The following is a 17375-nucleotide window of genomic DNA, read 5'->3' on the forward strand; positions in this document are numbered from 1 at the left end:
GTGACGATGACAAGACCCGGCAAGGCCTCCTCCGCCGTGCCCGCCGCGGACCTCGCGCCGCTCGCCGCCCGCGTGCTGCCCTGGGTGCTGCTCGCCGTGCTCGCCGCCTTTCCGCTGCTGGCACCGGTGCTCGGGCTCGAATACTGGCTCGGCTTCGTGCGCCGGCTGCTGATCGTGATGATCGCCGCCACCAGTCTCAACTTCATCCTCGGCTACGGCGGCATGGCCGCTCTCGGCCATGCCGGTTTCATCGGCGTCGGCGCCTACACGGTGGTGGCGCTGGTCGACGCCGGCGTCGGCTCGGCCTGGCTCGCGTGGGGCGCTGCGCTCGCCGCGTCAGCGCTGGCGGCGGCGGCGATCGGCGCGCTCTCGCTGCGCACCCGCGGGGTGTATTTCCTCATGATCACGCTCGCCTTCGCGCAGATGCTGTACTACCTCGCGGTGTCGCTCAGCGCCTATGGCGGCGATGACGGCTACGGCCTGTATACCCCGCTCGCGCTCGGGGCCGGCATCGACACCGGCGACGAGGCGGTCTTCTTCTGGGTGGTGCTGGCGATCGCGGCGCTGGTCTTCGCGCTCTTCAGCCGGATTGCGGCCTCGCGCTTCGGCCACGCGCTGATGGGCATCCGCGACAACGAGACGCGCATGAGCGCACTCGGCTACCCGGTGTTCCGCCTCAAGCTCGCCGCCTTCGCCGGTGCCGGCGCGCTCGCCGGGCTGGCGGGCGCGCTGCTGGCGAGCCACAACGCCTTCGTCAGCCCCTCGCTGATGCACTGGACCGAATCCGCCACCCTGTTGGTGATGGTGGTGCTCGGCGGTCTCGGCCGGCGCTGGGGCGCGCCGCTCGGGGTGGCGGTGTGGCTGGTGCTCGCCGAGGTACTCAAGCTCCACACCGAGTACTGGCACTGGCCGCTCGGCTTGCTGCTGATCACGGTCGTCTTCCTCGCCCCGCGCGGGCTGGCGGCGCTGTTCGCGCGCGCGGGACGGGCGGCATGAGCGCCAGCCTGTTCAGCGCGCAAGGCCTGGTCAAGCGCTTCGGCGGCCTGGTCGCCACCGACCATGTCGATCTGGCGGTCGAAGCGGGCGAGATCCATGCGCTGATCGGCCCCAACGGCGCCGGCAAGTCGACCGTGGTGAACCTGATCTCCGGCCTGCTCGCCCCGGACGCCGGCCGCATCGTGCTCGACGGCGTCGAGCTCACCGGCATGCCCGCCCATCGCCGGGTGCGTCACGGCCTGTCGCGCTGCTTCCAGGTCACCAGCGTGTTCGGCGCCAACACCGTGTTCGACAACCTGCTGCTCGCGGTGCAGGCGCACACCGGCTCGAGCTTCCGCTGCCTCGGTCGGCGTTCGGCGGACACCCGCCTGCACGCGCGCGCGCTCGCGCTGGCGCACGAGCTCGGCCTGGCGGACGTCCTGCACCGGGTCGCCGCCGCGCTCCCGCACGGCGTGCAGCGCCGGCTCGACCTCGCCCTCGCGCTCGCGGCCGAACCGCGCCTGCTGCTGCTCGACGAGCCGATGGCCGGCATGGGGCCGGAGGATTCGGCGCAGATGGTGGCGCTGATCCGCAGCCTGCGCGAGCGCTGTGCGATCCTGCTGATCGAGCACGACATGGACGCGGTGTTCCAGCTCGCCGACCGCATCACCGTCCTCGCCTCGGGCCGCGTGCTCGCCACCGGCGAGGTCGGCGACATCCGCGCCCACCCCGAGGTGCAGGCGGTGTATCTCGGCAGCGAGGCGGCGGCATGAGCGCGCCGCTGCTGGAGGTGCGCGGGCTGGCGGCGGGTTACGGTGCGAGTCAGGTGCTGTTCGGCGTCGATCTCGACATCCGCGCCGGTGAGGTCGTGACCCTGCTCGGGCGCAACGGCATGGGCAAGACGACGACGATCCGCGCGCTCACCGGCAGCCTGCGCGCGCGCGGTGGCGAGATTCGCTTCGCCGGCACGCCCCTCGAGCGGCTCGCCGCCGACGCGATCGCCCGTCTCGGCGTGGCGATCGTGCCCGAGGGCAGGCAGTGCTTTCCCAATCTGAGCGTGCGCGAGCATCTGCTCGCGTTCGCCGCCAACCGCAGCGGCCGTGCCGAGCCGTGGACGCTCGCGCGCCTCTACGTGCTGTTTCCGCGCCTGCAGGAGCGCGCCGGCCACCTCGGCAACCAGCTCTCCGGCGGCGAGCAGCAGATGCTGGCGATCGCGCGTGCGCTGTCGACCAACCCGCGGCTGCTGATCCTCGACGAGGCCACCGAAGGCCTCGCGCCAGTGATCCGGGAGGAGATCTGGCGCTGCCTCGACCGTCTGAAGGCCGCCGGCCAGACCACCCTGGTGGTCGACAAGTATGTCGAGCGCCTGGTGAGGCTCGCCGACCGCCACTTCATCCTCGAGCGCGGACGGGTGGCGTGGCAGGGGGATTCGGCCGCGCTCGCCGCCGACCGCGGTCTGTGGCAGCGCTACCTCGGGGTGTGACGGGGAGCGGGGCGGGCGGCGCGTGAGCGCGCGCGCCTCGCGCGCCGCGGCTTCGATTACACTGGCATCGTCCGTCGTCACTGCCGAGGAGCCGCCATGAACTGGTATCTCGCCGTCCTGAAGAAGTACGCCGTGTTCTCCGGGCGCGCCAGTCGCTCCGAGTACTGGTATTTCGTGCTGTTCAACCTGCTGGTGTCGATCGGCCTGTCGATGATCGACAGCGTGCTCGGCAGCTTCAGCGAGGAGGGCGGCGTCGGCCTGCTCAGCGGCCTGTATGCGCTCGCCGTGCTGCTGCCGACGATCGGCGTCAGCGTGCGCCGGCTGCACGACATCGGCCGCACTGGCTGGTGGGTGCTGATCGGCCTGGTGCCGGTGATCGGCACCATCGTGCTGCTGGTCTTCGCCGTGCTGGACAGCCAGCCGGGTGCCAACGAGTACGGCCCCAACCCCAAGACCGCGGTGCTGCCGCCCGCCTGAGCCCGGCCAGCCGGCTCCGGCCGCGGGCCTGCGTTCAGTTGTCGTCGAGGTGCGGCCGCCATTCCTCGCCCGGCTCGCCGGTGTCGGGGTCGATCCAGTCGGAGATGCCGATCTCGTCCTCGGCCTCCTCCAGGCTCTCGCTCTCGACGAGGTCGTCGGCGGGCTCGAACTCCATGTCCTGCTCGGCCTCGCGCAGGGTGGCGAAGGGGCCGTATTCGCGCCCGCTCGCCTTGTCCTGCCAGTAAAAGCCGTCGGGGCGCTCGATGATGCGGTTGGCGTCGTCCGCAGCGGGCGAACGTGGCGCTTCGGGTTTCATGCTGGCCTCCCGTGCCCGGGGATGTCGGGCTTCACTGCAAACTAGCACAGGCGCGGCCAGCGCGTGTCCACCGACGGGCGCACTTCAGGGGCAGTGGATCCGCCCGCCGATCTGTCGGCAGCGGCCGGCGGGGCCGAACAGGCTGCCGCCGCCGCCGCGATGGTAGCTGTTGCCGAGATTGTCGCGGCAGCCGTTGGCGTCGCAATTGGTGATCAGGCGGCGGGTCGGCGCGCCGTCGCCGCGCTCCGTGCCGCCGGCGGGCCGCTGCTCGGTCGGCACCGGTCGGGCGGGACGCTCGCCCGACCTGCCGGCACGCTCGCCCGCGGCCGTGCCTGCCGCGTCGGACGGCAGGGCGGCAAGCAGCACGGCCGCGAGCATGACGCTGCCGAGGTCAGTCCTGCTGACCTGCATCGCGATCCTCCCTCGATGCGGGTGCGCCCGGCTCGGGCCGGTTTCAGCCGAGCAGCAACGCATCGTCGTCGATCTGCTCGCCGCGCACCTTCTCGAACATCTCGAGCAGGTGGCGCACGTCGAGTCCCTTGCGTTCCGCGCCCGCGACGTCGAGCACGACCTTGCCCTGGTGCAGCATCACCGTGCGCTCGCCGACGTCGAGCGCCTGGCGCATGCTGTGGGTCACCATCATCGTGGTGAGCTTGTGCTCGGCGACGATGCGCGCGGTCAACTGCAGCACGAATTGGGCGGTGCGCGGATCGAGCGCGGCGGTGTGTTCGTCGAGCAGCAGGATGCGCGAGGGCCGCAGCGCGGCCATCAGCAGGCTCACCGCCTGGCGCTGGCCGCCCGAGAGCAGGCCGATGCGGTCGCCGATGCGGTTCTCCAGGCCCAGCCCGAGGGTGGCGAGATGGGCACGGTACTCCTCGCGTCGCGCCGGCCTGACCGCGTGGCGGAAGCCGCGCTTGCCGCCGCGCAGGTCGGCGAGCGCCATGTTCTCCTCGATCGTCAGGTCCTCGCAGGTGCCCGCCATCGGGTCCTGGAACACCCGCGCCACCCGCGCCGCACGCTCCCACACCGGCTGGCGGGTGACGTCGACGCCGTCGATCTCGATGCGGCCACGGTCGACCGCCATGTCGCCCGACACCGCGTTGAGCAGGGTCGATTTGCCGGCGCCGTTGGAGCCGATCACGGTGACGAACTGGCCGGCCGGGATCTCCAGGCTCATGCCGCGCAGCGCGCGGGTCTCGATCGGCGTGCCGGCGTTGAAGGTCATGTGCAGGTCCTGTGCGCTCAGCATCTCAGTTCCCCTTGCCGCCGGCGATGCGGCGCTTGATCATCGGCAGCACCAGCGCCACCGTCACCAGCAGCGCGGTCACCAGGTTGAGGTCCTGCGCCTGCAGGCCGATGAAGTCGCTGTTGAGCGCGAGCGCGATGAAGAAGCGATAGACGATCGCGCCCAGGATCACCGCCAGGGTGGCGAGGAAGAGCTTGCGCGAGGGCAGGATGCTCTCGCCCACGATCACCGCCGCGAGGCCGATGACGATGGTGCCCACGCCCATCGAGATGTCGGCGCCGCCCTGGGTCTGGGCGAACAACGCGCCGGCGAGCCCCACCAGCGCATTCGACAGCGCCATGCCGCCGAGGATCATCCAGCCGGTGTTGACGCCCTGGGCGCGCGCCATGCGCGGGTTGGAGCCGGTGGCGCGCATCGCCAGCCCGGTCTGGGTGGTGAAGAACCAGTCGAGCAGCAGCTTGGCGACGAGCACCACGCCCACCAGCAGCAGCGGGCGGAACACGTAGTCGGCGAGCGCCTCGCTCTTCAGCAGGGTGAATACCGTGGGCTCGGTGATCAGCGGCACGTTCGGCCGGCCCATGATGCGCAGGTTGATCGAATACAGCGCGATCATCATCAGGATGCTGGCGAGCAGGTCCATGATGCGCAGCCGCACGTTGAGCCAGCCGGTGATCGTACCCGCGAGCGCGCCCGCCAGGGTGGCGGCGATGGTGGCGCTGAAGGGATCGGTGCCGGCGGCGATCAGGGTCGCGGCGACCGCGCCACCGAGCGGGAAGCTGCCGTCCACGGTGAGGTCGGGAAAGCGCAGGATGCGGAAGGAGATCAGCACGCCGAGGGCGACGAGCGCGAAGATCAGGCCGATCTCGAAGGCGCCGAGGAGAGAATAGAGCGACATTGGCGGGGAGGAAGGAGGACAAAGGCTGCCGGCGGGGCGGCGCCGGCGGAACGGGGCCGGCGAGGCCCCGGCGCAGCGCGGATTCAGGCGACGATCGGCTTACTCGACGATCTTCGCCGCCGACTTCAGCAGCTCGTCGGACAGGGTCACACCCTGCTTCTTCGCCGCGGCCGGATTGACGAAGAGCGCCAGCTTGTCGCTGGTCTCGGAGGCGATCGCGCCCGGCTGCTCGCCGGCGAGGATGCGGGCGACGATGCGGCCGGTCTGCTCGCCGAGGCTGCGGTAGTCGATGCCGAGCGCGGCGATCGCGCCGCGCTCGACGCTGTCGGTGTCGGAGGCGATCAGCGGGATCCTGGCGTCGTTGCCCACCTTCACCAGCGCCTCGTAGGCCGACACCACGTTGTTGTCGGTATTGGTATAGATCACGTCGACCTTGCCGATCAGGCTGCGCGCCGCCGAGCCGACGTCCACCGTGCGCGGCGCGGCGGCCTCGACCAGGCGCATGTCGTGCTTGGGCAGCAGTTCCTGCAGCCGCTTGACCACCACCACCGAGTTGGCCTCGCCCGGGTTGTAGACCATGCCCACCCGCTTCGCGTCCGGCACCACGCGGCGGATCAGCTCGACCTGCTGCTCGAGCTCGAGCACGTCAGAGACGCCGGTGACGTTCGTGCCCGAGGGGCCCATGCCCGGCACCAGCTGGGCGGCGACCGGGTCGGTCACCGCGGAATACACCACCGGCACGTTCTTGGTCGCGGCCACCACCGCCTGTGCCGAGGGCGTGGCGACGGCGACGATCGCGTCGGGACGGTCGCCGACGAACTTGCGCGCGATCTGCGCCGCAGTGCCGGTGTTGCCCTGGGCGCTCTGGTACTGCCACTTCAGGTTCTTCCCTTCCTCGTAGCCGGCCTTGGCGAGCGCGTCCTTGACGCCGTCCCGTACCGCGTCGAGCGCGGGGTGTTCGACGATCGCGGTGAGCGCGACCGATTTCTGTTGCGCCGCGGCCGGTGTGGCGAGAGCGAAGGACAGCGACAGGGCGCCGAGGAGGGCGAGGCAGGGCTTGGCGAGCGGCATGGTTGAACTCCCGGGAGATGCACGCGACGGCGCCACCGTGCGGCCGCCGTCCATCAGGGCGGAAGTCTAACCCGGCTGGCAGCCGATCGCGCGGCCTTCGACGCGGCCGGCATCGAGCAGCCGGCGGTACAGGCCGGCCAGCCGTCCGGCCATGATCGCGTCGCCCCATTCGATGCTGTAGCGCCGCGCCTCGACGGCGAGCGCCTGGCGGCGGACAGGTGCGCTCAGCAGCTCGCGCACCCGGGCGGCGAAGCCGGCGACCTCGTCGGGCGCGACCAGGGCGCCGCGGCGCGGGGCGAGGATGTCGATCGTGCCCATCGCCGCCAGCGCGACCACCGGCAGGCCGGCGGCCATCGCCTCGATCAGCACCAGGCCCTGGGTCTCGGTGCGCGAGGCGAAGACGAAGGCGTCGGCCGCGGCGTAGCAGTCGGGCAGCGCGGCGCGGCGGTCGAGGTAGCCGACGAAGCGTACCGTGTCGGCGAGGCCGAGCGCGGCGGCCTGCGCCTCGAGCTCGCCCGCGGCCGGCCCCTCGCCGGCGATCACGAGGCGGAAGCCGGGCAGTTCGCGGCGCAGGCGGGCGGCGACCTCGAGCAGGAAGCCGACGTTCTTCTCGCGCGCCAGGCGGCCGATGAACAGCGCCACCGGGGCGTCGGCGGCGATGCCGTGGCGGGCGCGGAAGCGCGCGCGCTCGCCGCCGGCGAAGTCGTGCAGCGGGATGCCGGTGGGCAGCACGTGCAGGGGGCGGGTGACGCCGTAGCCGGCGAGCCGCTCGCGCATCGCGGTCGAGGGCACCACCACGCCGTCCATCGTGTTGCACTGCGCGCGCGACACTTTCCGCGCCAGCCCGCGCAGCATCGCGGCGGGGAGGAAGGGGGCGTAGTGGTGGAGGTATTCCTCGAAGAAGGTGTGGTAGGTCAGCAGCAACGGCAGCCGGTGCGCGCGCGCCGCCGCGGTGCCGGCGTAATGGGCGACGAAGGGGGTCTGGATGTGCACTAGCGCGCAGTCCGCCGCCTCGCGTGCGACCGCCGCGCGCATCGCGCGCCACGACAGCAGCCGGTCCTCGGGGTCGCGTGGCACCCTGCGCCCGGCGACGCGCACGATGCCTTCCTCGTCCGCCTCGTCGGCGTAGCGCGGCACCACCAGACGGACCTCGACGCCGAGCTCGGCGAGCGCCGCGCGGAAGGTGGCGATCGAGGTCGATACGCCGTTTACGCGCGGGAAATAGACGTCGGAAACCATCAGCACTCGAGTCATCGGCCGAGCGTGCCAGCCGCAGGTTACAGCGCGGTGAAGGGCGCCGCGATCGCCGCCCCCACCGCGGGCGCGGCGAGGCCTATACTGGCGCCGTGCCCCCTCGGCACGGAGCTGCCGTCGCGATGAGCTTCGACCGGACCGATAAGCTGCGCTTCGCCCTGCGCCTGCCGGTGGTGGGCAAGTACCTCGGCGTGCTCATGGTGGTGCTCGCCGCGCTGGCCGCGGCGCCGCTCGCCGCCGCGCTGCTGCTCGGCGAGCCGGACGCGGCGGCGCGCCACGCGGCGGTGCTGGGCGGACTGCTCGTCGTCGGGCTGCCGCTCGCCCGCCTCGCGGCGCCGGCGCGGCTGCAGGCGAACGAGGCGATGGCGGTGGTCGCGCTCGCCTTCGTCGCCGGCTCGCTGGTGATGAGCTACCCGCTCGCGGCGGCGAGCGCGAGCTGGCTCGATGCCTGGTTCGAGGCCGTCTCCGGCATCACCACCACCGGCCTCAGCCTCGCCGCCTCGGTGGAGGACAAGCCGGCCGCCTTCCTCTTCGCGCGCGCCTGGCTGCAGTGGTTCGGCGGCCTCGGCATCGTCGTCCTCTCGCTCGCGCTGCTGATGTACCACGGCGCCGCCGGTCGCCAGCTGATGGAGACCGCGTTCTCCGGCGAGGACCTCGTGTCGACCACCCGAGTCTATGCACGACGCATTCTGGTCGTGTATGCCGCGCTGACCGTCGCCGCGGCGCTCGCCGGCTGGGCCGCCACCGGCGACGGCTTCGTCGCCCTGGTGCACGCCTTCGCCGCGGTGTCGACCGGCGGCTTTGCGGTCTACGACGACAGCCTCGCCGCTGCCGGGCGCGGTGCCGCGGTGTTCATCGGCTTCGCCTGGCTCGGCGCGGTGTCGTTGCCGCTCTACCATCGCGCGTGGCACGAGGGGCCGCGTGCGCTGCTGCGCGACCCCGAACTGCGCGCCCTGGTGCTGGCGACCGCGCTCACCGGCTTCCTGCTGTGGCTGTGGGCGGCGCCGGGTGAGCGCGGCTGGGCCGAGGCGGCGCAGCTGGCGATGAGTGCGCAGAGCACCACCGGCTTCTCCACCACGGACTTCGCCGCGCTCGACGAGGCTTCGCGCCTCACCCTGGTCGGCGCGATGCTGCTCGGCGGCAGCGTCGGCTCCACCGCGGGGGGCTTCAAGCTGCTGCGCCTGCTGCTGATGCTGCGCCTGCTGCAACTCTTTCTCGCGCGCGCCGCGGCGCCGCCCCACGCGGTGCTCCATGCCCGGCTCGGCGAGCGGCGGGTGGACGAGGCCGACCTCGGCCGCGCCGCGTTGCTGATGGCGCTGATCGTCGGCGTGGTGTTCCTCTCCTGGCTCGCCTTCGTCGCCGCCGGCTACCCGGCGCTCGGCGCGCTGTTCGAGGTCGCCTCGGCCACCGGCACGGTCGGTCTGTCGAGCGGCATCGCCCGGCCGGAGCTGGAGTGGTGGCTGAAGCTCGTACTATGCTTCGACATGCTGGCCGGCCGGGTGGAGATCCTCGCCCTGCTGGTCGTGCTCAATCCGGGCAGCTGGTTCGGCAGGCGGGCGGAGAGGCGATGAGAGCGGTGTTCGTGGGAGCGGGCTCCCTGGCGGTGATGACGGCGCAGCGGCTGCTGCGCCGCGGCCACGACGTGGTGATGATCGAGCGCGACCGTGAACGCATCGAGGCGCTCGCCGACGAGCTCGACTGCGGCTTCCTGCAGGGCGACGGCAGCAAGCCGGCGCTGCTGCGCGAGGCCGATCCCGCCGCCACCGACTGCCTGTTCTGCCTCACCGGCAACGACCAGACCAACATCCTCGCCAGCCTCGCCGGGCGCTCGCTCGGCTTCCGCCGCGTGGTGCAGAAGATCGACGACCCGGAGTTCGAGCACCTGTGCATCGAGCTCGGTCTCGCCGACACCATCATCCCGGCGCGCACCATCGGGCGCTATCTGGCGGACATGTTCGAGGGGCGCGACCACATGGAGATCCTCGCCCTGGTCAAGGACGAGGCGAGGGTGTTCAGCTTTGTCGCCACCGCCGCGGATGCGCGGCCGGTGGGCGAGATCGATCTTCCCGCGGGCAGCCGGGTGATGTTCTTCTATCGCGACGAGCGCTTCACCCTGCCCGAGGCCGACACCCGGCTCGCGCCGGGCGACGAGGTCGTCGTCGTCACCCACAGCCGCAACCTCGAGACACTGCAGGCGCGCTGGCGCAAGGCGCTGAAGGCCGGCTGAGCGCCTGCCTCGCGGACCCCGCTCAGGTGGGCAGGGCGATCCTGCCGTCGGTGCTGAACTGGTAGTCGCGGAACACGTGCTCGGCCGACAGGATGCGGTAGTCGCCGTTCTCCTCGCGCACCGAGGTGTCCTTCAGCCGGTAGGTGAACTGGCCGCAGGTCCAGCAGTCGAAGTTGCGCATGTGGGTGCACAGGCAGGTCTTGTCGGAGACCTTCACCTTCTTCGCCTCCGGATGCGCCGCCACCTCGCGGTTGTAGGCCTCGATGTACTGGCAGTTGCCGTTGGCGTCGAGCAGGTAGCCGTAGGCCTCGCAGTTCGGGCGGATGCCCGAGCCGATCGCCGGGCTGCTCTTGAGCATGCGCATCGGATAGCCGGTGGGCGAGATCTGGTTGACCTCGATGTCGTCCTCGTCGGCCTTGAAGTAGTGCTGCTGGACATCGGGCGGCAGGCCACACTCGGTGGTCACGGTGAAGCGGGTCGCCACCTGCACGCCCGCCGCGCCCTGCTCGAGGAAGGCGACCGCGTCCGAGCCGGTGAAGATGCCGCCGGCCGGGATCAGCGGGATGTCGAGCTGTTGCTCGCGCAGCCAGTCGCGGATCTCGGCGAAGATGGTGGCGAGGTCGTACTCCGGCCAGTCCATGCCGAAGCCGAGGTGGCCGCCGGCGAGCGGGCCCTCCACCACCACGTAGTCGGGCATGCGGCCGGTGCGCGCGCTCTTCTTCAGGAACAGCTGCAGCGCGCGCAGCGAGGAGACGATGATGCCGAGCCTGACGTCGCGGAAGCGCGGGTGGTCCTCGATCAGGCCGAAGGAGCCGAGGTGCAGGCCGGCGGCGAGCGTGATGCCGTCGATGCCGTTGTCCATCGCTGCCTTCAGCCGCACCCGAAGTGTCTCCTTCGGGCTGTTCATCGTCAGCTTTTCCATGCAGTTGATGAAGATCAGGCCGTCGCCGCGCTTGGCCTCCATCGTGCGCCGCACGTGGGTCGCGGTCGCCTCGGCGATCAGGCCGAGGTCGAACTGCACCACCGACTTGTCGGTGTTGGCGACGTTGAACTTGTACTGCTGCAGCTTGTTCTTGACGTACTTCGTGTTGTACCGGCGGTCGGACACGGTCGGAAGCATGGCGTCCGAGATGTGACCGATGCCGCCGAGGCGCGCGGCCTCGAGCGAGAGCTCGGCGGTGGAGATGTCCACCCCCATGCCGCCCACCATGATCGGTACCAGCTCATGCTTGCCAAGAGTCAGCCGGAAATCGTCTACGCGCTTCATTCGGTCAGTGTCCGTTGTATTACCGCAGTTCGACATTATCACCCGCGAAGCGTTGCCGGACACGCTTTTCGGGCAGCGATTCGGGCCATCGGGCGTTCAGCAGGCGGCCTCGACGTCTTCGCGCGCGAGCCCGGCGGCGGCCGGCGCGAGCCGCAGCGCGAGCAGCGAAAGCACCCGGTAGGCAGCGCCGATGTCGGCGTCGAGGGCGCCGGTGGCGTTGATCTCGGCGCAGACCGTGGCGCGGTCGCCCCGCGCCACCGGTCCGGTCAGGGCACCGGCGGTGCCGCTGCGGCCGATGTTGGCGACGGTGCCCTCGACCAGCGGTAGCAGTGCCGCCCAGGCGGTGTCGCGCTCCACGCCGGCGCCTTCCATGCAGCGCAGCGCCGCGTCCATCAGCGCCACCAGATGGTTGCACGCGAGCACCGCGGCCGAGTGATAGAGAATCTTGTGCGCGGGATCGACGCGGAAGCGGCGCGCGCCGATCGCGTCGAACAGCGGCCCGAGCGCGGCGAGCGCGGCGGGGTCTCCCTCGCAGCCGCAGAAGGTGCCGGCGAAGCCGGTGATCGCCGAGGCGGGGTCGGCGAAGGACTTCAGCGGATGCGCCCCGGCGAGCAGCGCGCCGTGCGCGCGCAGTGGCGCCAGCACCTCGCTGGCGAGCGCGCCGCTGCAGTGGAAGGCGATGTCCGCCGGCCGCAGCACGCCGGCCGCGGCAAGACTGCGTGCGGTGTCGGCGAGCACGTCGTCGGGGGTCGCGATCAGCCACAGGCCTGCCGGCGGCAGCGTCTCGCCCGGCGCGTACGGCGTGCCGGCGCCGATGAAGGCGCAGGCGGTACGGGTGTTCGCCGGGTCGCGACCGAGCACCGCGCCGATGCGCACGAGGCCGGCGTCGGACCACAGGCGGGCGAGGCTGCGGCCGAGCCGGCCGGGGCCGACCAGATTCAGGGTGGGCAGGTCCATGGCGCGATTGTAAGCTGCCGGGCCGCCCTGAAGGCGACGCATGAAACCGGGGCTTCGCGTAAAGTAAGCATCCACTTATATGTGGGCGCGCGCACGCCCCGCCCGACTCCCGAATGGAACCCCGATGATCCGACGCCGCCTGCTTCCCATCCTCTTCATCGGCCTCGCCGTGGCCGGCTTCATGGCACTCAAGGCGACGCGGCCGGCGCCGCCGGCGGTGGAGGCGCGCGAGCGCGTGTGGCAGGTCGCCACGGTCGAGGCCGCCACCGTCGCCGCGCGCCCGACCTTGGTCATCTACGGCCGCATCGAGGCGCCCGACCGCATCCGCGCCGCGGCGCCGGTGGCGGGGCGCGTGCTTGAGCTCGCGGTTCGCGACGGCGACCGGGTGGCGGCGGGGGCGCTGCTCGCCCGAATGGATCCGCGCGACCTCGAGCCGCGCGTTGCCCAGGCGCGCGCCGAGGTCGAGCGCGAGCGCATCCGCATCCGCCACGACCGCGAGGCGATCGCCCAGGAGCGCATCCTGCTCACGCTCGCGGAGGCGAAGATCGCCCGCTTCGAGAAGCTGATGAACGCCCGCCTCGGTGCCGAGGCCACCTACGACCAGGCGCGCGAGGAGAAGGCCCGGGTCGAGCTCTCGCTCGCTCAGCGCGAGCAGGCGATCGCCGAGCATCCGGCGCGGCTGGCGCAGCTGCAGGCGAAGCTGGCCGAGGCCGAGCGCGACGCGCGCCGCGGCGAGATCCGCGCGCCGGTGGACGCCCGCATCGGCCGCGTGGAGGTCGCCGCCGGCGACCAGGTGCAGCCCGGACAGGTGCTGCTGAGCCTGTATTCGTCCGACGCGCTCTTCCTGCGCGCGCGGGTGCCGGCGATCTACGCCGAGGAGTTGCGCACCGCACTGCTCGCCGGCGACGCGCTCGTGGCCGAGGCCGATTTCGGCGGCGGGAAGCTGCGCGCGCGGCTGGAGCGGATCGGCGGCGAGGCCGACGCGCGCGGGGTCGACGTGCTCTTGCGGGTGGACGACTCGGCCGCGGTGCCGATGGGCGCCTTCGTCAATGCGGTACTCGAGCGCCCGCTGGCGGAGGGGGTGGTGGTGCTGCCCTTCTCGGCCCTGCACGGCGGCGAGCGCATCTACGCGGTGCGTGACGGGCGCCTGGTGGGCCTCGCCGCCGAGCGCGTCGGCGAGCGTCGCGAAGGCGGCGAGGTTCAGCTGCTGATGCGCGTCCCCGGCCTGCGCGACGGAGAGCCGGTGATGCGCACCCACCTGCCGAACGCGATCGACGGCCTCGCGGTCGAGGCGCTGGAGGCGCTCGCCGCCGCGCCCGCAAGGGGCCGACGCGAATGAAGCAGCGCGGCGTGCTCGAGCTGCTGCTGCGCCATCGCGTCGCGGCCAACGTGCTGATGCTGCTCGCCTTCATCGTCGGCCTGCTCGGCCTGACGCGGATGAACGTGCAGTTCTTCCCAAGCTTCGAGCTCGACATGATTTCGGTACGGGTGCTGTGGTCGGGCGCCTCGGCGGAGGACGTCGAGATCGGCATCACCGATCCGCTCGAGGAGCGCCTGAAGACGGTCGACGGCCTCAAGAAGATGACCTCCACCTCGGCCCAGGGCGTGGCCAGCATCACCGTCGAATTGCGGGAAGACACCGATCCGCTGCTCGCGCTCGACCAGGTGCGCCAGCGGGTGGACGAGTTCCGCAACCTGCCGCGCGATGCCGAGGCGCCCGAGGTGGCGCGGGTGTCGCGCTACGACCCGATCGCCCGCCTGCTGGTGCGCGGCAACAGCGTCGACGAGCTGCGACCCTGGGTGCGGCGCTTCGAGCGCGAACTGCTCGCCGGCGGCATCGACCGCGTCACCATCACCGGCCTGCCCGAGGAGCGGATCGCAATCGAGGTGCCGAGCGCGGCGCTCGAGACCCTCGGCCTGTCGCTGGTCGAGGTCGGCGAGCGGGTCGCCCAGCTGTCGCGCGACGTGCCCGCCGGGGTCGCCGGCGAGCGCGACGGCGCGCGCGAGATCCGCGGCCTCGAGCAGCGGCGCGACGCGCAGGCCTTCGGCGCGCTGCCGGTGATCAGCGACGCGGCCGGCGTGGTGCGCCTCGGCGACATCGCCAGCATCGTGCGCGAGCCGCGCCCGGGCGAGCTGGCGCTCGCCATGGACGGCGGCGCGGTGGTCGAGCTGCAGCTGCAGCGAAGCGAGTCGGGTCATTCGCTGAAGGCGGCCGAGGCGCTCGAGGGCTGGCTCGAACGCACCCTGCCGACCCTGCCGGCGGCGATCTCGATCGAGGTCTACGATGCCCAGTGGCAGCTGATCCGGGACCGCATTTCGCTGCTGGTCGACAACGGCCTGTCCGGCCTGGTGCTGGTGGTGATCGTGCTCTATCTGTTCCTGCCGGCGCGCATCGCGCTGTGGGTGGCGGTCGGCATCCCCACCGCCTTCCTCGCCACCCTCGGCCTCATGCTCGTCTTCGGCGGCACGATCAACATGATGAGCCTGTTCGCGCTGATCATGGCGCTCGGCATGATCGTCGACAACGCGATCGTGGTCAGCGAGGAGTCCGACACCCAGCGCCAGCACGGGCTCGACCCGGGCCAGGCGGCGCTGGCGGCGGCACGCCGCATGTTGTGGCCGGTGCTCGCCGCCTCGCTCACCACGGTGGCGGCCTTCGTGCCGCTGATGATGGTGGGCGGCATCATCGGCAACATCCTCGGCGACATCCCCTTCGTCATGATGATGGTGATCATGGCGGCGCTGCTCGAGACCTTCCTGATCCTGCCCTCCCATCTCAAGTACGCGCTCGGTGGAGCGGGCATGCACGCCTCGGGCCTGCGCCAGCGCCTCGATCGCGGTTTCGAGCGCTTCCGCGACGGCCCCTTCCGGCGCGCGGTGGAGCTCGCGCTGCGCTGGCGCGTGAGCACGGTGGCGATCACCCTCGGCCTGATGATCCTTGCCATCGGCCTCATCGCCGGCGGGCGCATCGGCTTCGTCTTCTTCCCCACCCCCGAGGGCCAGGTGCTGTACGCCAACGCCACCTTCGTCGCCGGCACGCCGCGCGCGCAGACCGAGGCCTTCCTCGCCGAACTCGGTCGCGCGCTGGCCGAGACCGAGGCCGAGCTCGGCGGCGGGCTGGTGCAGACCGCGGTGGCGCGCATGGGTGGCACGATCGGCGCCCAGGGCGCGGGGGCGAGCGGCGACCAGCTCGCGTCGATGGTGGTCGAGCTGCTGCCGCCCGACCAGCGCGAGGTGCGCAACGAGCGTTTCCTCGCCCGGTGGCGCGAGAGGACGGCGGCCGCCGCCGGTATCGAGCTGCTCACCTTCACCGCGCGCCAGTCCGGCCCCCCGGGGCGCGACCTCAACGTGCGCCTGACCGGCGACGACCCGCTCGCGCTGAAGGCGGCGGCGCTCGAACTCGGCGAGACGATGAACGCGATCGCCGGCGTGAGCGAGGTCGAGGACGACATGCCCTTCGGCCGCGAGCAGCTGATCTACCGCCTCACCCCGGCGGGCGAGGCGCTCGGCCTCACCACCGAGAGCCTGGGCCGCCAGCTGCGCGCCGGGTTCGACGGCAGCCTCGCCCAGCTGGTGCAGGTCGGCCGCGACGAGCTCGAGGTGCGGGTGCTGCTGCCGCGCGCCGAGCGCGAGCGGCTGGACGTCTTCGAGCGCCTGATCGTGCGCCTGCCCGACGGCAGCTTCGCCCCGCTCGCCTCGGTGGCGGCGTGGGAGTCGCGCCGCGGCTTCGAGGCTCTGCGCCACGCCGACGGCCGGCTCGCGGTCGAGGTGTCGGGGGAGGTCGACGTCGCCCGTAACGACGTCGCCACGATCCAGGCCGAGCTGCTGCGCGGCATCCTGCCCGCGCTCGCCGAGCGCCATGGCCTCGACTACAGCTTCGAGGGGCGCGCTGCCGACCAGCGCGAGACCATGGCCGACATGCGCAGCGGGCTGGCCCTCGGGCTGGGTCTGATCTACCTGGTGCTGGTCTGGGCCTTCGCCTCCTGGAGCTGGCCGCTGGTGGTGATGGCGGCGATCCCGCTCGGCCTGGCGGGGGCGATCTTCGGCCACTGGCTGCTCGGCATCAAGCTCACCATCCTGTCGATGTTCGGCCTCTTCGGCCTGGCGGGCATCGTGGTGAACAACTCGATCATCCTCGTGAGCCTGTTCCAGGAACTGCGCGCGCGCGGCACGGCGCTCGACCAGGCCCTGGTCGACGCTGCCTGCGGCCGCCTGCGCGCGGTGCTGCTGACCTCGCTGACCACCGTCGGCGGGCTGGTGCCGCTGCTGTTCGAGACCTCGCTGCAGGCGCAGTTCCTGGTGCCGATGGCGACCTCGATCGCCTTCGGCCTCGGCTTCTCCGCGGTGCTGGTGCTGTTCTTCGTGCCCGCGCTGCTGTCGATGCTGGAGGCTTTCATCGCACGCGGCAGCGAGGCGAGGCCGCAAGCGGCCTGAGCGCGTGGCCGCGGCCGCGCGGAAGACGCATACTCCCGCCCTTGCTCCACCCCGGATTCATGCGCATGCGATTTCTCCACACTTCCGACTGGCATCTTGGCCGCGTCTATCACGGCGTCTCCCTGCTCGAGGACCAGGCCGCGGTGCTGCGCGACTTCGTCCGCCTCGCCGCCGCGCGGCGACCCGACGCGGTGCTGGTCGCGGGCGACATCTACGACCGCTCGGTGCCGCCGGCCGAGGCGGTGCGCCTGCTCGACGCGGTGCTCACCGAGCTCGTCGGCGAGCTGCGCATCCCGGTGATCGCGATCGCCGGCAACCATGACGGCCCCGACCGCCTCGCCTTCGGCGCCGGCCTGCTCGGCGGCGCCGGGCTCACCGTGCGCGGGCCGGTGTCGGCCGAAATGGCGCCGGTCGTGCTGCGCGACGCCGACGGCGAGGTGGCGATCTGGCCGCTGCCCTATGCCGAGCCGGCGGTGGTGCGCGCCGCCTTCGGCGCCGACGCCATCGCCGACCACCATGCCGCGCTCGCCGCCCAGCTCGCCACGGTGCGCGCCGGCGCGGTGCCCGGGCGGCGCGAGGTGGTCATCGCCCACGCCTTCGTCGCCGGCTGCGCCGAATCGGAGTCGGAGCGCCCGCTGTCGGTGGGCGGCAGCGGCATGGTCGGCGCGGAGCTGTTCGCCGGCTTCGACTATGTCGCCCTCGGCCACCTGCACCGGCCGCAGCAGGTCGGCGGCGAGCGCATCCAGTATGCAGGCTCCCTGCTCAAGTATTCG

17 protein-coding genes are annotated in these 17375 nt (G+C 72.0%); 9 read left to right on the top strand and 8 right to left on the bottom strand.

All coding sequences use genetic code 11. The features are described 5' to 3' along the window. The first annotated feature begins 6 nt into the window (after nt 1-6). The 4 genes from BB334_RS13935 (at nt 7) to BB334_RS13950 (ending at nt 2935) form a co-directional block, all read left to right on the top strand. A complete protein-coding gene (locus BB334_RS13935; RefSeq protein WP_068809105.1) occupies nt 7-996 on the top strand; it encodes a branched-chain amino acid ABC transporter permease in 990 nt (329 codons plus the stop codon). Further along, nucleotides 993-1748 (top strand): ABC transporter ATP-binding protein, encoded by a 756-nt coding sequence (locus BB334_RS13940; protein ID WP_068809106.1) that lies wholly within the window; start codon nt 993-995, stop codon nt 1746-1748. Before BB334_RS13935 ends, BB334_RS13940 begins: the two co-directional genes overlap by 4 nt. Further along, a complete protein-coding gene (locus BB334_RS13945) occupies nt 1745-2458 on the top strand; it encodes an ABC transporter ATP-binding protein (RefSeq protein WP_068809107.1) in 714 nt (237 codons plus the stop codon). The genes BB334_RS13940 and BB334_RS13945 overlap by 4 nt, the downstream gene beginning before the upstream one ends. 96 nt (nt 2459-2554) lie before the next feature. Then, nucleotides 2555-2935, top strand: coding sequence for a DUF805 domain-containing protein (locus BB334_RS13950; RefSeq protein WP_068809108.1), 381 nt, complete (start codon nt 2555-2557; stop codon nt 2933-2935). A 34-nt stretch (nt 2936-2969) separates the two neighbouring features. Here BB334_RS13950 and BB334_RS13955 read toward each other — a convergent pair whose 3' ends face one another. The 6 genes from BB334_RS13955 to BB334_RS13980 all read right to left on the bottom strand — a co-directional run bounded on the left by BB334_RS13955 (nt 2970) and on the right by BB334_RS13980 (nt 7717). Continuing rightward, nucleotides 2970-3251 carry a hypothetical protein gene (locus tag BB334_RS13955; protein ID WP_068809109.1) on the bottom strand — a complete coding sequence of 94 codons (282 nt, stop codon included), beginning with the start codon at nt 3249-3251 and terminating at the stop codon, nt 2970-2972. Nucleotides 3252-3335: 84 nt separating this feature from the next. After that, nucleotides 3336-3662, bottom strand: a complete 327-nt coding sequence (locus tag BB334_RS13960; protein WP_068809110.1) for a hypothetical protein — start codon at nt 3660-3662, stop codon at nt 3336-3338. Between the two features lie 43 nt (nt 3663-3705). Further along, the gene (locus BB334_RS13965; protein ID WP_068809111.1) at nt 3706-4500 is read right to left on the bottom strand and encodes an ABC transporter ATP-binding protein; all 795 of its coding nucleotides are present in this window, start codon (nt 4498-4500) and stop codon (nt 3706-3708) included. Between the two features lies 1 nt (nt 4501). Next, nucleotides 4502-5392, bottom strand: a complete 891-nt coding sequence (locus BB334_RS13970) for an ABC transporter permease (RefSeq protein WP_068809112.1) — start codon at nt 5390-5392, stop codon at nt 4502-4504. 99 nt (nt 5393-5491) lie between these two features. Continuing rightward, the gene (locus BB334_RS13975) at nt 5492-6463 is read right to left on the bottom strand and encodes an ABC transporter substrate-binding protein (protein WP_068809113.1); all 972 of its coding nucleotides are present in this window, start codon (nt 6461-6463) and stop codon (nt 5492-5494) included. A gap of 66 nt (nt 6464-6529) precedes the next feature. Next, a complete protein-coding gene (locus BB334_RS13980; RefSeq protein WP_068809114.1) occupies nt 6530-7717 on the bottom strand; it encodes a glycosyltransferase in 1188 nt (395 codons plus the stop codon). Nucleotides 7718-7839: 122 nt separating this feature from the next. Here BB334_RS13980 and BB334_RS13985 point away from each other — a divergent pair, with 122 nt between their 5' ends. Both BB334_RS13985 and BB334_RS13990 read left to right on the top strand, forming a co-directional pair. Then, a complete protein-coding gene (locus BB334_RS13985; protein WP_198531259.1) occupies nt 7840-9288 on the top strand; it encodes a TrkH family potassium uptake protein in 1449 nt (482 codons plus the stop codon). Next, nucleotides 9285-9944, top strand: a complete 660-nt coding sequence (locus BB334_RS13990) for a potassium channel family protein (RefSeq protein ID WP_068809115.1) — start codon at nt 9285-9287, stop codon at nt 9942-9944. The genes BB334_RS13985 and BB334_RS13990 overlap by 4 nt, the downstream gene beginning before the upstream one ends. A 22-nt stretch (nt 9945-9966) precedes the next feature. Here BB334_RS13990 and BB334_RS13995 read toward each other — a convergent pair whose 3' ends face one another. Further along, nucleotides 9967-11211 (bottom strand): nitronate monooxygenase, encoded by a 1245-nt coding sequence (locus tag BB334_RS13995; RefSeq protein WP_068809116.1) that lies wholly within the window; start codon nt 11209-11211, stop codon nt 9967-9969. A gap of 96 nt (nt 11212-11307) precedes the next feature. Beyond that, on the bottom strand, nt 11308-12168 hold the full coding sequence (locus BB334_RS14000; protein ID WP_068809117.1) for a Rossmann-like and DUF2520 domain-containing protein: 861 nt from the start codon (nt 12166-12168) through the stop codon (nt 11308-11310). 124 nt (nt 12169-12292) lie between these two features. Here BB334_RS14000 and BB334_RS14005 point away from each other — a divergent pair, with 124 nt between their 5' ends. The 3 genes from BB334_RS14005 to BB334_RS18505 form a co-directional block, all read left to right on the top strand. Further along, a complete protein-coding gene (locus BB334_RS14005) occupies nt 12293-13507 on the top strand; it encodes an efflux RND transporter periplasmic adaptor subunit (protein ID WP_068809118.1) in 1215 nt (404 codons plus the stop codon). After that, entirely contained in the window at nt 13504-16602 is a 3099-nt protein-coding gene (locus BB334_RS14010; protein ID WP_068809119.1) for an efflux RND transporter permease subunit, read from the top strand. The genes BB334_RS14005 and BB334_RS14010 overlap by 4 nt, the downstream gene beginning before the upstream one ends. A gap of 65 nt (nt 16603-16667) precedes the next feature. Then, nucleotides 16668-17375, top strand: a 708-nt coding sequence (locus tag BB334_RS18505; protein ID WP_198531260.1) for a metallophosphoesterase family protein, incomplete at its 3' end; no start/stop codon positions are given.

The organism is Thauera phenolivorans (assembly GCF_001696715.1).
GTDB lineage: Bacteria > Pseudomonadota > Gammaproteobacteria > Burkholderiales > Rhodocyclaceae > Thauera > Thauera phenolivorans.